This window comes from Flavobacterium anhuiense (genome assembly GCF_050990855.1).
GTDB lineage: Bacteria > Bacteroidota > Bacteroidia > Flavobacteriales > Flavobacteriaceae > Flavobacterium > Flavobacterium anhuiense_C.
In genome coordinates, this window is record NZ_CP158861.1 from 708,447 (window position 1) to 723,702 (window position 15,256).

The 15,256-nt window shown below is 34.7% G+C and carries 11 protein-coding genes; 2 read left to right on the plus strand and 9 right to left on the minus strand.

Annotated elements, in window-relative coordinates; translation table 11 throughout:
- Positions 1–10: 10 nt before the first annotated feature.
- The 5 genes from ABTV69_RS03395 to ABTV69_RS03415 form a co-directional block, all read right to left on the minus strand.
- Positions 11–1,453: an OmpA family protein gene (locus ABTV69_RS03395; RefSeq protein WP_433834257.1), complete on the minus strand. Its 1,443-nt coding sequence runs from the start codon at positions 1,451–1,453 to the stop codon at positions 11–13.
- 113 nt (positions 1,454–1,566) lie between these two features.
- Positions 1,567–2,760 carry a glycine C-acetyltransferase gene (gene kbl / locus ABTV69_RS03400; RefSeq protein WP_433834259.1) on the minus strand — a complete coding sequence of 398 codons (1,194 nt, stop codon included), beginning with the start codon at positions 2,758–2,760 and terminating at the stop codon, positions 1,567–1,569.
- 82 nt (positions 2,761–2,842) lie between these two features.
- The gene (locus ABTV69_RS03405) at positions 2,843–6,001 is read right to left on the minus strand and encodes a UvrD-helicase domain-containing protein (RefSeq protein ID WP_433834261.1); all 3,159 of its coding nucleotides are present in this window, start codon (positions 5,999–6,001) and stop codon (positions 2,843–2,845) included.
- 83 nt (positions 6,002–6,084) lie between these two features.
- Positions 6,085–6,681, minus strand: coding sequence for a lipoprotein signal peptidase (locus tag ABTV69_RS03410; protein WP_433834263.1), 597 nt, complete (start codon positions 6,679–6,681; stop codon positions 6,085–6,087).
- 119 nt (positions 6,682–6,800) lie between these two features.
- Positions 6,801–7,016 carry a hypothetical protein gene (locus tag ABTV69_RS03415; protein WP_433834265.1) on the minus strand — a complete coding sequence of 72 codons (216 nt, stop codon included), beginning with the start codon at positions 7,014–7,016 and terminating at the stop codon, positions 6,801–6,803.
- A gap of 181 nt (positions 7,017–7,197) precedes the next feature.
- On the opposite strand from ABTV69_RS03415, the gene ABTV69_RS03420 reads away from it, so the two are divergent.
- A complete protein-coding gene (locus ABTV69_RS03420; RefSeq protein ID WP_433834267.1) occupies positions 7,198–7,554 on the plus strand; it encodes a roadblock/LC7 domain-containing protein in 357 nt (118 codons plus the stop codon).
- Between the two features lie 36 nt (positions 7,555–7,590).
- Complete coding sequence (locus ABTV69_RS03425; protein WP_111425195.1) at positions 7,591–7,971, plus strand: hypothetical protein; 381 nt, start codon at positions 7,591–7,593, stop codon at positions 7,969–7,971.
- A 254-nt stretch (positions 7,972–8,225) separates the two neighbouring features.
- Here the strand turns inward: ABTV69_RS03425 and ABTV69_RS03430 are convergent, their stop codons facing one another.
- The 4 genes from ABTV69_RS03430 to ABTV69_RS03445 form a co-directional block, all read right to left on the minus strand.
- Positions 8,226–8,606, minus strand: coding sequence for a TraR/DksA family transcriptional regulator (locus ABTV69_RS03430; protein WP_008465297.1), 381 nt, complete (start codon positions 8,604–8,606; stop codon positions 8,226–8,228).
- Positions 8,607–8,612: 6 nt separating this feature from the next.
- Positions 8,613–12,014, minus strand: a complete 3,402-nt coding sequence (gene ileS / locus ABTV69_RS03435) for an isoleucine--tRNA ligase (protein ID WP_433834269.1) — start codon at positions 12,012–12,014, stop codon at positions 8,613–8,615.
- Between the two features lie 130 nt (positions 12,015–12,144).
- Positions 12,145–12,858, minus strand: coding sequence for a DNA repair protein RecO (gene recO, locus ABTV69_RS03440; protein WP_433834271.1), 714 nt, complete (start codon positions 12,856–12,858; stop codon positions 12,145–12,147).
- A 100-nt stretch (positions 12,859–12,958) separates the two neighbouring features.
- Positions 12,959–15,241: a T9SS type A sorting domain-containing protein gene (locus ABTV69_RS03445; protein WP_433836667.1), complete on the minus strand. Its 2,283-nt coding sequence runs from the start codon at positions 15,239–15,241 to the stop codon at positions 12,959–12,961.
- Positions 15,242–15,256 lie beyond the last annotated feature (15 nt).

Here is a 15,256-nt window from a genome sequence, read left to right on the forward strand (position 1 = left end):
AGAAAACTAATTATAGTTTACCTTGGTATTTAGAACCAATGTGTCTAATTTCAGTTCTTCTGTTTTGTGCTTTACCTGCAGCAGTTTTGTTACTTGCAACTGGTTTAGAAGATCCAAATCCTTTAGCTTCTAAGTTTTCAGGATTAACTCCTCTTTCGATCAATGCATTCATTACAGCATTTGCTCTGTCTTGAGAAAGTTTATCGTTGATTTTAGCAGAACCTGTACTATCTGTGTGTCCTTCAATAGAGAATTTCGCGTTTGGATAGTTTTTAAGGATTTCTTTAATAGCATCTAATCTAGCTTGAGTTTCTTTATCTCCAGTTTTGAAAGTAGCTTTTCCTGAGTTGAAGTATACCGCTCTAGCTTGAACTTTAAGATCTTCTAATGCCTCAGAAGTTACTTCTGGACATCCTCTGTTGCTAGCAGGACCATAAACTGTTGGACAGTCATCATCTTTATCAGCAACACCATCTTTATCAGCATCTAAGAATGGGCAACCACCGTTTTCTTTAGGACCAGCAACTGTAGGACATTTATCGTCTTTATCAGCGATTCCGTCACCGTCAGTATCAGGACAACCTTTTAAAGCAGCTAAACCAGCAACATCTGGACAAGCGTCATCTTTATCAGCAATTCCGTCTCCGTCTGTATCAGGACATCCGTTTAATGCAGCTAAACCAAATACATCTGGACAAGCGTCAGAAGCATCAACGATTCCGTCACCGTCAGTATCAGGACATCCGTTGAATTGTTTTAAACCAGCAACATCTGGACAAGCATCATCTTTGTCATAGATTCCGTCTCCGTCAGTATCTTTACCTCCGAATTTGAAAACTAAACCTGCAGTGTGTTGGAAAACAGATTTATCACCTTCTCCATCTGCAACAGCCCATTTGTATCTTGTAGCTAACTCAAGACCAATAGCATCAGTAAACCAAAAAGTTAAACCAGCTCCTGGATTAACAGTACCAAAGCTCTCATCTCCGAAGAAAGTATAACCACCACCAACAGATAACGAAGGATCAATCACTTTAGATTTGATTAATTCTTGGAAGCTATATTTGATAGTAGCATCAATTCCGTAATACATTAAGTCACCAGGATTAGACACAACATTACCTCTTCCATCATGAGCTGGATTGTTTGGATCGAAAGTAACATATTTATCAATTTTGTTTACAGACCCTTGTAAACCAACTGAGAAACCACTACCAACATATCTTGACACACCAATGTAAGATAAAGAAGGAAGAACGTTCCAGTTGTCTTTTGCTGCGAATGGCTGAGAAAAGTGTTGATCAAAAAATCCACTTCCTGAACCTGAACTTGTTCTTGTATCCACAGCATTAACCCCAAAAGAGATCGCCCATGGATTGTTGCTATCTTGCGCGTGAGCATTTAAACCCATCGCCATCAATACAGCAACTAAAAGTTTGTTAAGATGTTTCATACTTAATTTTTTTAATTACAATTTAGTTAATTACAAGCAAAAGTAACACCAAATTTTTTAAATACAAAATGAAATGTTAAAAAAAACCTACAAAAATTTAACAGAGGTGGTAATTATATAACTTTTAACATTTTACCGACAACTGCAAAGGCATTTATAGCCTTATCCAAATGCTCTTTTTCGTGCGCCGCAGACAGCTGCACTCGTATTCTAGCCTTATCTTTTGGAACTACTGGGAAGAAAAACCCAATAACATAAATTCCTTGTTTTAAAAGTTCATTTGCCATTGTTTGAGACAATTTTGCATCGTATAGCATAACTGGAACAATTGCAGAATCTCCATCAATTATATCGAAACCTGCTTTTTTCATGCCTTCTTTAAAATAGTTGGTATTCCATTCTAATTTATCTCGAAGCGTTGTATCTTTTTCTAACAGCTCAAACACTTTTATTGAAGCTCCAACAATAGCTGGGGCTAATGAATTTGAAAATAAATACGGTCGAGATCTTTGGCGCAATAATTCGATTATTTCTTTCTTAGCAGTAGTATATCCACCCATTGCTCCCCCTAAAGCTTTACCAAGAGTTCCTGTAATAATATCCACTCTTCCCATTACCCCTTTTGCTTCAAGAGTTCCTTTTCCAGTCGCCCCAATAAAACCAGCAGCATGACATTCGTCTACCATCACCATTGCATCATATTTATCAGCAAGATCACAGATTTTATCTAGAGGCGCCACTAAACCGTCCATAGAAAAAACACCATCGGTAACAATCAATTTAAAACGAGCACCAGCTTCATTAGCTTTAATTAATTGTTGCTCCAGATCTTCCATATTATTATTTTCATAGCGATAGCGAGCCGCCTTACACAAACGCACGCCATCAATAATAGAAGCGTGATTCAAACTATCTGAAATAATAGCATCACCTTCCCCAAGCAAAGGCTCAAAAACACCTCCATTTGCATCAAAGGCCGCTGCGTATAAAATAGTATCTTCAGTACCATAGAAATCCGCAATTTTTTTCTCCAATGTTTTATGAATATCTTGTGTTCCACAGATAAATCTAACAGATGACATACCGAAACCATGCGTATCCATTGCGTCTTTGGCTGCCTGCACAACTTCTGGATGCGACGAAAGCCCTAAATAATTATTAGCACAAAAATTCAACACAGTTTCCCCTGTAGAAATTGTGATTTCTGCACCTTGAGGAGAAGTTATGATTCTCTCCTTTTTAAAAATTCCATTTTCTTCAATTGTCTGCAATTCGTTTTGCAAATGTTCTTTTATTTTACCGTACATTTTCTATTTATTTAAAACGTTAAAAATTAACAGCTTAACCAATATAAAGCTTCGTTTTTTCTTTAACATCTGATTAATTTTTTCACAAATTTACCACCTCAATTTCCGCTCCAATATACACCAATGCTTTTTTCAAAACCTTATATCCTAAATCTTCAATTGCATCTTGATATTCCTGAATTTGCTGTTGATACTTGGCATTGACAACTCCTGTTTTATAATCCAACAGATAGGCTTGTTTGTTTTCTAAAAACACAACACGGTCTGGCTTTAAAATCCTTCCTTCTTTCTGAACGATCGTCTGCTCATTCAAAACGGTATCTTTTCCGTCAAAACAAACATTCAGTTCTTCATGATTTACTATTTCTTTTAAAGTCTGCAAAACTTGATCAACCTGATCAAAAGTTATCAAGCCATTTTCTAACGCCTTTGTTACCGCTAAATCGACATCTGATCTATCCTTAATAAAAGCCAAAATCTCATGCACAATGTTTCCATACGAAATAGCTTCCTGCTGATGCGTTCCCCACATCAATGCTTCTCGTTGTGCAATTTTAATATTTTTCGGATTCAAAACCTCTCTCACAACAGGGATAGACTTAACCCTATCAACTGTTCTAGTGATTTTTGACAATCTAGTTTTATTTCCAAATTCGTAATTCAACTTTTCTTCGTCATAAACCCCTTGATGAATCAAGAATTTAATAAAAAAAGCAGCCATATTATTTGGATATTCTCCATCGTTTTTTGCTTTTAGCGACTGAGAAATTACATATAGTTGCTCTTCAGCACGCGTCAGCGCAACATACAGCACATTTATATTATCCAAAAGCTCTTCTTGTTTTTTCAGATTGAAAACTGCCGACGCGCTTTCGCCAAAACTTTCAACAGCACTACTATTATCAACCAGGGCTTTCGGAACTCCCAAATCTACTTCTTCAGTATCAAGCCATAGTTTATCTTTTGGCTTCCTATTATAATCTTCGTCTGCGAAAGGCATAATTACAACAGGAAATTCCAATCCTTTCGACTTATGAATTGTCATAATTCGAACTGCATTATTTCCTTCTGGAGACGGAATGCTAAATTTCTCCGAATTTTTATCCCAGAAAATCAAAAAATCTGCAACACCAGATTGATTTCGAATATCTCTTTCTAAAACAATATCCAAGAAAAACTGCACATAAGCATTTCCTTCAGACGAGAGAATAAATTTAGAAATGATAATTTCTACGGCTTCATACAAAGATTTCTTCCTAACATCTTCAAAAGAAAAAGAAACGTCAAAAGTCATAAGCCATTCTTCAAATTCTTTTTCAAATTTATGACTCATTCCTAATGCTATAAAATCATGCACAGGCATCGGTAAATCTTTCGTTGAAGAAAGGAAATGCAAAAAGTTAGCTTTCGATTCTAAATCGGCGCTATTATTTAGATACCTTAGAAGATGAACGATCAAACGAACTTCTGATGCATTTTGAATCATCAAAGTTTCTGAAGACAACAAAGGAACACCTTGTTCGGTTAGATAATTGGCAACCGCAATTCCCTGATCTCTTTTTCGAGTTAGAATTACAATGTCTCTATATTCGAATCCTTGCTTAACAACTTCTCGAATTGTATTTAAAGTTGCCAAAACATACAAATCAGATTTCTCTACAGCTTCTTCTTCATCTACAAATTCATTTTTCTCGGCAATTGGAAGAAAAGAAATATTTACATAACCGCCTTTTTTCGAATTCGTATTTTGAAAACTATGATTTTCATATAAATCTTTATAATCCTGATTTGTAAATTCAGCCGAAATTAATTTGAAGAAAGCATTATTAAATTCAATAACCTCACTATAACTTCTATAGTTAGTATCTAAATGTTTTACTACTTTTTCATGATGAAAAAAAGCATTTTCTTCTTTGCTTAATTCAATAAACTGTTCCGCTTTTCCTCCGCGCCAGCGATAAATCGATTGTTTCGGATCTCCAACAATCATCAAAGTTCCTTTATTTCCAAAATCATCTAAACCAGAAAGAGAATTATCAATAAGCGGAATCAAATTTTGCCACTGCATTTCTGACGTATCTTGAAATTCGTCAATAAAAAAATTACGATAACGCTCACCCAAACGTTCATAGATAAAAGGCGCGGGTTGATTCTGAATTTCGCGATGAATAATCGCATTAAACTCCGAAATCGATAAGACATTTTGTTCAGACTGAATTTTAGCAAGTTCATTACTTACCGTATTCAGTAAAGAAAGTGGCGTTATATTTTTTAAAAAGGCTTTATAAAAATCTCTTTTTTCGAAATTTTGATAAACCTCTTTTAATATTTGAAGTAGTTCTGGAATACTATTTTCAATTAACACTCGGTCTTTTGCCGTTTTGTTAATCGCAATATCATCAAACTCGTGAAAAGTTTTATTTTTTGGATTGAATTTTCCGCTTCGAATACTTTCTAAATGATTTGGAAAAGTTCCTCTCGAAAATGATTTTGGGTCAATTCCGTTTTTATCAATCAATTCGATCGCCTTCGTTGCAAGACCTTCATTTATATCTTCCAGTTCTTTGCAAAGCGCTTGCATTTTCTTTTTAATCTCAACAAACTCACCGATTGTTTTGTCTTGAAAATGCAGAATTTCATTTCGATTATTCTCATTCAAAACTAATCTTCCCGTATCGAGAATTTCGCGCGAAACATCCCAACTTTTGTCATCATCAGTTTTTTCCATTGTAAAATCGATGAGTAGTTTTGTCAATGTCTCGTCTTCTCCAGCTTGAGCAATAATAGCATCAACAGCTTCGACCAATAAATTTTCGGTATCTAGAGTAACCTCAAAAGTCATCGGGAGATTCAAATCGTGTGCAAAAGCACGAATAACTTTATGAGTAAATTTATCAATGGTAGAAATATCAAAAGCCGCATAATTATGAATTAAGTGCTTAATAATTTGCTGTGATTTGGCTTTAATCTTAATAATAGAAAGTCCAGTATCGCGAGACAAATCTTCCATCAAATCAGCTGCTTTTGGAGACGGATCGTCTTTTGCAAATTCAGAGAGACTTCCAACAATACGGCTTTTCATTTCATGAACCGCTTTGTTAGTAAAAGTAATCGCTAAGATATTTCGGTATGCATCGTTTTTTGGAGAAGAAAGAATAATTTTTAAATATTCTTTTACCAAAGTATACGTCTTTCCTGATCCGGCAGAAGCATCATAAATAGAAAAAGACGGACTTTGCATGTTTTGATTTTTTATATCGTAAAAATAGCACTTCTAGCGCACTATTAATTAAAAAATCAAATAAAATTGAGAAATTGATAAAATTAGTGTTTTGGAAAAGCTCTTTTATTGAAAACCAAAAGTATACCAACACCAGTAGAAATTGCCACATCGGCAACATTAAAAATAGCATTAAAGAAAGCAAAGTGTTTCCCGCCAAATATAGGCAGCCAAGTTGGAAGATTTCCTTCCCAAATAGGAAAATAGAACATATCTACAACCAAACCGTGAAACCAAGTTCCGTATGGAGCGGGCGAGAAAATAGTAGCTAAATTATGTGTGCTGTCATCAAATATAACTCCGTAGAAAACAGAATCGATAATATTTCCTGCTGCTCCCGCGAAGATCAATGCGATCGCTGCAATTAAATAATTTGAATGACGTTTTTTTACTGAATCAGAAAGCCACCAGCCAATCCCAACAACAGCAAAAATTCTAAATACTGTCAAAATTAGTTTTCCGTATTCCCCAGGTATTTTTGTACCCCAAGCCATTCCTTCATTTTCTATAAAATGAATTCTAAACCAGTCTGCAATTACAACTTCTTCGCCTAAAACGAAATTTGTTTTGACATAAATTTTAGAAAGCTGATCAACAATTAAAACTAGGAATATAAGGAAATACGCTTTTCGTAATGACATTTTATGATTTTTTGATGGGCAAAAATAACAATTTAATCAAAAAAAACGCTCCTAAAGGAGCGTTAATTCTTTTCTAATAAACTAAACATGTTTATCTGCTAATCTAAACCTAGTAAAGTTTACTTTTTTACCGCGGCTTTGGCTGGTGTCTTTGGACTGTCAGAGAAAAATTCTGAAATCGACTTGAAGATTCCTTTGCTTTCTTTTCCGGCCGCCAATTTCTTAGCCTCACCTTTTTTTACATCAGCTTTAAACTTAACGCGTAGTTTTTCAAATTCTTTCATTCTGCGCTCTACATCAGAGTTTACTTCTTTGAATTTCAATACTTTAGACATAATGTAAGTTTTAAGTAGTAAATAATTTAAATTATTACTGATTTGGTACTACAATGATACATAATTTAATTTATATTTGTTAACAAAAATTAACACTTGTTTAGCATAAACGGTAATTAATTTGAAAACCAAATACTAAAACAAAAGGAATTTAAGATTCCTCCCAAAATCCTACAAAATCATGAATGAAATCACAACTACTCTTAACGACTTTCTTGTCAGCACCAAATCTACTGCAGCTTTAATATTAAACGAAAAAGGCAAACTCATTACCTCGCTAAATCTTGACTACGGAGACAGTATTGCCGCAATGAGTGCAGCTATTTTATCTATGAGCGAAAAATTCTTAATTGATTTAGAAAAAGGCTCTTTAAAACAATTATATTTAAAAAGCGCTGAAGGCGTAATCGTTGGAAATAAGATAAGCGGTTCTAATTTTATTGTCGCTTTTTCTAAAGAAGGAAGCAATTTAGCTTTATTGATGCGCTCTACCGAAGAAGTTTCTGCTGAATTAAGCAAAAATTCTCTATTAAAATAACATAAAAATTCTATTAACAATAACCCAAATGAACTTATGAGTAATGATTTTTTAAACGTGTTTTTAAATGAAATGAAAACAAACGTGAACGGCTTTATCGCTGTAGCAGTAACCGAAATTGAATCTGGTTTAAGTTTTGGAAATTTAACTATTGACCCTAGTTTTGATCCAGAACTTGCCGCAGCTTATAACCTAGAAGTTGTAAAAGCTAAATTAAGCGCTGTAAAGGCATTAAATTTAAACCAGGACATCGAAGATATTTTGATTACACTTTCTAATCAAATCCATATTATCGACATTTCTCCAAACAAAAAATTCATGATTTACTTAGCTGCTGACGCTTCAAAAGCTAATTTAGGTATGACAAGAGCTATTTTAAGAAAACATAAAGCTGACGTTGAAAAAAATCTAGCGTAAGTTTTTGAATTCTATTTTATTACAAACCGTCTTTTAAAGACGGTTTTTTTTATCTTACAACATTCAAAAAACAAAACAGACCACCTTAAATCGTTCTTACAAAAATCACCTCGTTTTAGTTAAATTTATTTTGATTAAATATAAATAATTTCTTTCAAAGCGCGCTTTAGCTAACAAATTCGCTGACTCTTAAACATTAAACAAAAAAAGCGCCCTTTAAAGGAGCGCTTTTCTCTTACGTATTTCTACGCAATTTATCTTTGCAAGTTTTTAGCTTCGATACTCATTGTAGCATGAGGAACGATTTTAAGCCTTTCTTTGCTAATTAATTTACCTGTTACTTTACAGATACCGTAGGTTTTGTTTTCTACGCGGAATAAAGCATTTTTTAAGTCACGAATGAATTTCTCTTGTCTGATAGCCAACTGTGAGTTCGCCTCTTTTGACATGGTCTCACTTCCTTCTTCAAAAGCTTTGAAAGTTGGAGAAGTATCGTCAGTACCGTTATTCAAATCGTTCATATAGGCACTTTTGATCAAATCAAGATCTTCTTGTGCTTTTTTAATTTTTGCTTGGATTATTTCTTTGAACTCTGCTAAATCTGCGTCTGAGTATCTAATAATTTCATCTATCATTTTCTACTATTTTGAAATTAATATAATGGTTCTAATGTCATCAAACTCAATTTCTGTGCCGTTTTCTAAAGCGTCAACAAAAACCAGTTCGTCTGTTAATGTTTCAGACTTAATATAGTCTTCATTTTTTGAAACTGCATCTTCTAAAATACCATCTCGTTTTATTTGAACTTTAATCTTATCCGTAACCTCAAATCCTGAATCTTTACGGATGTTTTGTATTCTATTAACTAATTCTCTAGCGATACCTTCATTTTTTAATTCTTCGGTAAGAGTAATATCAAGCGCAACTGTTATTCCGTTTGAATTAGCAACCAACCATCCTTCGATATCTTGTGATGTAATTTCCACATCTTCTAATGATAAAGTTACACTATTTCCTGCAATAACAATATCTAGCGTTCCTTGCTTGTCCAGTTGGTTGATCTGATCTGCAGAAAAACCTTGTATCTCCTTAGAAATCAATCCCATATCCTTTCCAAAGCGCGGTCCAAGAGCCTTAAAATTAGGCTTAATTTGTTTTACCAAAATACCCGAAGCATCGTCTAAAAGTTCGATTTCTTTAACATTTACCTCGGCTTTTACAAGGTCAGAAATAGCTTCGATTTCAGCACGCTGATTCTCGTCAAGTACCGGAATCATTACCTTTTGCAGAGGTTGACGCACTTTTATCATCTCTTTTTTACGTAGCGATAAAACTAAAGAAGAGATTGTTTGCGCCTTCTGCATTTTGCTTTCCAACGTTTTATTAACAAAGTTTTCGACAAATTTTGGGAATTCTGCCAAGTGAACACTAGCAAAATCCTCGGTTCCCGTAGAAGTTGTTAAATCGCGATACAATTTATCCATAAAAAATGGAGCTACTGGAGCACTCAATTTACTGATTGTAAGCAAACAAGTATAAAGCGTTTGGTAAGCTGCAATTTTATCTTTTGCATATTCCCCTTTCCAGAAACGGCGACGGCATAAACGAACATACCAGTTACTTAAATTCTCCTGAACGAAGTCAGAAATCGCTCTTGTTGCTTTTGTAGGCTCGTAATCTTCGTAGCATTCGTCAACAAATTTGATTAACGAATGTAATTCAGAAATAATCCACTGATCGATTTCAGGTCTTTCGTTTAAAGGAATTTCAGCTTCTTCGTATTTAAATCCGTCGATGTTAGCATATAACGAGAAGAATGAATAGGTATTGTAAAGTGTTCCAAAGAATTTACGTTTAACCTCAGCAATTCCTTCAAGGTCAAACTTCAAGTTATCCCACGGATTTGCATTCATAATCATATACCAGCGTGTAGCATCAGGGCCGTTTTCTGCAATGGTTTTAAATGGGTCTATCGTATTTCCTTTACTCTTAGACATTTTAATTCCATTTTTATCCAAAACAAGACCGTTTGAAACTACGTTTTTGTATGCGATTTTATCAAAAACCAAAGTTCCGATTGCATGCAAAGTATAGAACCATCCACGAGTCTGGTCTACTCCTTCTGCAATGAAATTTGCTGGAAAATCTTTGTTGTCATCAATTTTTTCTTTGTTTTCAAATGGATAGTGCCATTGTGCATAAGGCATTGCTCCAGAATCAAACCAAACGTCGATTAGATCACTTTCGCGCTTCATTGGTTTCCCAGAAGCCGAAACTAAAGTAAGTCCATCAACTACATTTTTGTGTAAATCGATTAAATCGTAATTGTCCTCAGACATGTTTCCGATTTCAAATCCTTTAAACGGATTTTCTTTTTGAAAACCTGCTTCGATCGATTTTTCGATTGCATTGTACAATTCTTCAACAGAACCGATAATAACTTCTTCAGTTTTATCTTCTGTTCTCCAAATTGGCAACGGAATTCCCCAATATCTAGAACGAGATAAGTTCCAATCGTTGGCATTTTTAAGCCAATTTCCAAAACGTCCTTCACCAGTAGATTTAGGTTTCCAATTGATAGTTTCGTTCAGGTCGAACATTCTATCTTTTACATCGGTTACTTTGATGAACCATGAATCTAGAGGATAGTATAATAACGGCTCGTCTGTTCTCCAGCTGTGTGGATAACTGTGCACGTATTTTTCAACTTTAAAAGCTTTGTTTTCTTCTTTTAAACGAATAGCGATTTCAACATCTACAGATTTCTCTGGAGCTTGTCCCGCATCGTAGTATTCATTTTTAACATATTTACCAGCCAAATCACCCAAATGAGAAGTGAATTTTCCTTGTAAATCTACTAATGGAACTGGAGTTCCGTTTTCGTCTAAAACCAACATTGGCGGCACTTCTGGTTTTGCTTCTTTTGCTACTTTAGCATCATCTGCACCAAAAGTCGGAGCTGTATGCACAATTCCTGTTCCGTCTTCAGTGGTAACGAAATCGCCAGAGATTACTCTAAATGCATTTTCAGCATTTTCATAAGGCAATACATAAGGCAATAATTGTTCGTAACGAATTTCTACTAAATCTGCTCCTTTTGCTTCAGTTAGGATTTTGTATGGAAGTTTTTTGTCACCGTTTTTCACATTGTCAAAATCAGCGTCATCTTCACTTAAGAAAAATCCTTTTCCGAATTGTTTTCCAACTAAGTTTTTAGCCAAAACAACATTGATTGGCTCAAAAGTATATTGATTAAAAGTTTTAACTAAAACATAATCGATTTTTGGACCAACTGTCAAAGCGGTGTTTGACGGAAGAGTCCAAGGAGTTGTCGTCCAAGCTAAAATATGGATATCTCCAAAACCTTGTAAGAATGAAGGCAAAGTTTCTGGAAGCGTTTTAAACTGCGCTACAATTGTAGTATCCGTAACATCACGATACGCTCCTGGTTGGTTTACCTCGTGAGAAGATAATCCTGTTCCAGCTTTTGGAGAATACGGCTGAATTGTATACCCTTTGTACAACAAACCTTTATCGTAGATTTGTTTCAAAAGCCACCAAACAGACTCCATATATTTTGGTTTATAAGTCACATACGGATCTTCCATATCAACCCAATATCCCATTTTTTCAGTCAAATCATTCCATACGTCGGTATAACGCATAACGGTTTTTTTACACGCTTCGTTATATTCTTCGATAGAAATTGTTTTACCAATATCTTCTTTTGTAATTCCTAATTCTTTTTCGGTACCCAATTCAACAGGCAAACCGTGAGTATCCCATCCAGCTTTTCTTTTTACTTGAAAACCTTTTTGAGTTTTATATCTGCAAAAAATATCTTTAATCGCACGTGCCATTACGTGGTGAATTCCAGGCAATCCGTTTGCTGAAGGCGGACCTTCAAAAAATACGAAAGGTTCAGCACCTTCGCGAGTTGTAACACTCTTTTCAAATATATTTTCTTTCTTCCAAAAATCAAGAACTTCAGACGCTACAGTTGGTAAGTCAAGTCCTTTGTATTCAGTAAATTTTGTACTCATTTTATCCTTTTCTTAAACGAGGTGCGAAAGTAAGGAATTTTGAGGGAATTAGAGAAAAGTTGAGAGAAAAAAGAGCGATTTCGGGAAATTTTGAGTAGATTCCGCAATAAATATTGTGCTTTTGATCGATTTAAGAGAAAACTTCTTTTAAAATCTCCAAAGATTTAGGCTTTTTGAATCCTTCCAGATGAAGACTATAATAATCAATTATTATTTTCAGAAGAATTTGTCTTTCTACAACATGAAAGACTTTTTGATTGTTATCGAATTTTAATTCCAGTAACTTTTTAAACAAATTGGTTTCATGTTCCGAAAGCACACTTGCTCCTTGAAAAAGTGTAAAAACGCCTTCATTCATTTCAAAAAAAGGCAAATCGATTTCAGAAATATCAGGATAAAAGCCGAGATATTTTGTAATTTCTAAAAGTAAAATTAGATGAAAATTAGAAATTTCATCATGATGATCCAGCCAGGTTAACGCAGTTTCTAAAAACAGAAAAAGCTGTTCGTTTTTTTCTTCTTCTTGAATGGAATAATGAAGCATTTCGGAAAGAAACATTACCATTGTACTTTTCACAATATCAGTATGAATAGTCTGAAACGGAACGGCGGTTTTTATTTCTTTAAAATTTTCTAGAGTTCCTTTATTCTTATGAACAGCTTCAATTTCTAAAATCGAAAAAGGTTGAAAATAAGCAATTTTCTGGCTTGCCTTTCGACTCGAAAAAGCATCACGCACAAAATACGATTTCAGTCCGCTTGAGAGTGTAAAGCATTTTACGATCAAGCTTTTTTCCTGAAATTTTAAAGACGAGATTACTATGGCTTTGGTTTTGACTTGCAAGGCAGTTTGTTGTTTTTTGTTTGTTTCGCCCGTTCAGCTAACGCCTCGGGTCAAGTTTTAAGTTTTAAGTTTCAAGTTTTCAAACTGAACACTAAATTACTTATCGAATAATCATCACTTTCTTAACCTTAGTTTCTCCGCCATCTTCAGCAGAGATAAAAACCATGTAAACGCCAGACGCTACTTTATATTTACCAAAAGCAGTTGTATCCCATTCGATTGTTCCTCCTGAAGATGTTATTTCGTAAACCAAATTACCTTCGATATCAGTAATTTTAACATTCGCTTTATCGATCAATCCCGCCACTTTTACTGTTCCGTTGTAATTTGGGCGAACTGGATTTGGATAAACGTACACATTACTTAAATCATCGTTGGCTTCTGTTGCTATTCCGCCAAATGACACCAATCCTTTACTGGTTGCTATAAAAACTTCACCGGTTTTCGCATTTATCTTAATGTCATTTATATAATTACTCGGCAATGGCGAATTGTTTATCGTAAAATGATATTTTGTTTCCTGACCGTTTGGAGAAACCATAAATATCCCAGAATCTGCTGTTCCAATCCATTTATTGTTTGCGCCGTCAACGGCTATTGAAGTAATAAATTGTTCGTAAAGTAATTCCTGAGCCAAATCGTCTTCGCTTATAATAATTGGATTCGCTTTCAACTGACTTTCTGATTGAAAACTTGAAACATTAGACAAAACTCTCAATCCTTTTGTGGTTCCGATCCAAAGCTGATTTTTTGCATCCAAAGCTATCGTTCTCACATCGGCAATCGGCAGATTACCAGCATCGGTTCCAAAAGTCATTTTTTTAAAAGTATTAGTCGTTTCATTAAACCCGACAACTCCACTACTATATGTTCCAATCCACTTTACATCATTTCGGTCAATCGCAATACTCGAATAGTTTTCTTCTTCTGCATCATCTAGAATCGAAGTCATTGCATAACTTCCCCATTGTCCATTTGTTTTTAAAACTTTCAATCCATTTTTGATTCGGCTATTGGTCACCCAAAGATTACCGGATTTATCAAAAGCTGTTGCATTAATTCTGACATCTATATAATTTGGTCCCTCTGTTGTAATGGATTCCAAACCACTGTTTTTCTCATTATACAAAAGAGTAGGAATATCGTTTTGAATTTTTACCAATCCCGAAAAGAAAGAACTGGCATAAACCTGTTTTTCATTATTTGGATTTATAGTAATTCTAGTTATTGATTTAGCATCGTAAACATCCGAATAAGCAACATTAAGCCATCCCGAAGTATTAAATCGGCTAACGCCGTAGCTATCCAAAGGATACGGATTGTACGAAATATCATAATCGCCATACACTGCCCATAAATTGTTTGCACTCGCATCAATAGAAAAAATATTGTTTCGAACGGGACCGCTAGGCGTACTGTTTTCGAAAGCAGTGACATTATTCAAAGCAGAAACAAACAAACCTTTTTCTTTTGTACCAATGAAAATTTGATTTCCAACTGCGCTTGCACAGCTAAAAGTCAAAGTATTATCTAAAACTTGAGTATTTACAACTTGTCGATTCAACACCATTTGATTATTGTACACGTAAACCGTATTGGCAGTTGTAACAAATAGAACGTGATTTTTCGCCCTTGTGTCGACAGCCACTTGCGGCAATTGCGAAAAACCAACAAATGTATTTGAATTAAATCTATGGATATATCCAGAATTGTTTACTGCAATAAGTTCGGCATCAAGAGCCTCAACACTTGACCAGTCCCCTCCGTTTACCACCGACCACTGACTGTAATCAATAAGATTGGTATTTGTACTATCTGCTTTTCTAATACCGCTAGAAGTTGCCGCAAAAATAAATCCATTAAACATTGTGGTTTGCTTTACGCTAATTTCAGCTCCATTGTCACCAATAAAATAGGTATCGCCAAATTGAGAGGTTTTAAGATTAAATTGAACAATTCCAAAATCACAAGAAACATAAATCAATCCATTATTTTCCATAAAATGATTGATCTTTTTAGTATTTGCCGGCAATTGTTTATTGATAATATCTACCACTTTTAGAATACTCCCATCCCCTTCATTGATCACGATCATCAGGCCGTTTTCGTAACCTATTATTGTCTTTTTAAATGTTTCACTGTAGTAGACAGCTGAAATAGTCTGTCCCGAAAGTCCGTCCACGGTAGTCGTCGACTTGAGTACGTTTGTTGTTGTGTTTCTGGAAAACAATGCATTTTCTGAAGCCGCAATTACACTTGTAGCCGATTCTGAAATGTCTTTTATTTCGTTAAATGAAAAATATCCCTGCCAAGACAATTTACCCTGCGCCTCGCAAAACTGAATGAGCAATAAAAACAAACCGCAGAAAAATACTTTTTTCATCATATAATGTATTCG

Coding starts and splice junctions, on each gene's coding strand:
- ABTV69_RS03395 (WP_433834257.1), bottom strand. CDS start 1,453: ATGAAACATCTTAACAAACTTTTAGTTGCTGTATTGATGGCGATGGGT.
- kbl (WP_433834259.1), bottom strand. CDS start 2,760: ATGTACGGTAAAATAAAAGAACATTTGCAAAACGAATTGCAGACAATT.
- ABTV69_RS03405 (WP_433834261.1), bottom strand. CDS start 6,001: ATGCAAAGTCCGTCTTTTTCTATTTATGATGCTTCTGCCGGATCAGGA.
- ABTV69_RS03410 (WP_433834263.1), bottom strand. CDS start 6,681: ATGTCATTACGAAAAGCGTATTTCCTTATATTCCTAGTTTTAATTGTT.
- ABTV69_RS03415 (WP_433834265.1), bottom strand. CDS start 7,016: ATGTCTAAAGTATTGAAATTCAAAGAAGTAAACTCTGATGTAGAGCGC.
- ABTV69_RS03420 (WP_433834267.1), top strand. CDS start 7,198: ATGAATGAAATCACAACTACTCTTAACGACTTTCTTGTCAGCACCAAA.
- ABTV69_RS03425 (WP_111425195.1), top strand. CDS start 7,591: ATGAGTAATGATTTTTTAAACGTGTTTTTAAATGAAATGAAAACAAAC.
- ABTV69_RS03430 (WP_008465297.1), bottom strand. CDS start 8,606: ATGATAGATGAAATTATTAGATACTCAGACGCAGATTTAGCAGAGTTC.
- ileS (WP_433834269.1), bottom strand. CDS start 12,014: ATGAGTACAAAATTTACTGAATACAAAGGACTTGACTTACCAACTGTA.
- ABTV69_RS03445 (WP_433836667.1), bottom strand. CDS start 15,241: ATGAAAAAAGTATTTTTCTGCGGTTTGTTTTTATTGCTCATTCAGTTT.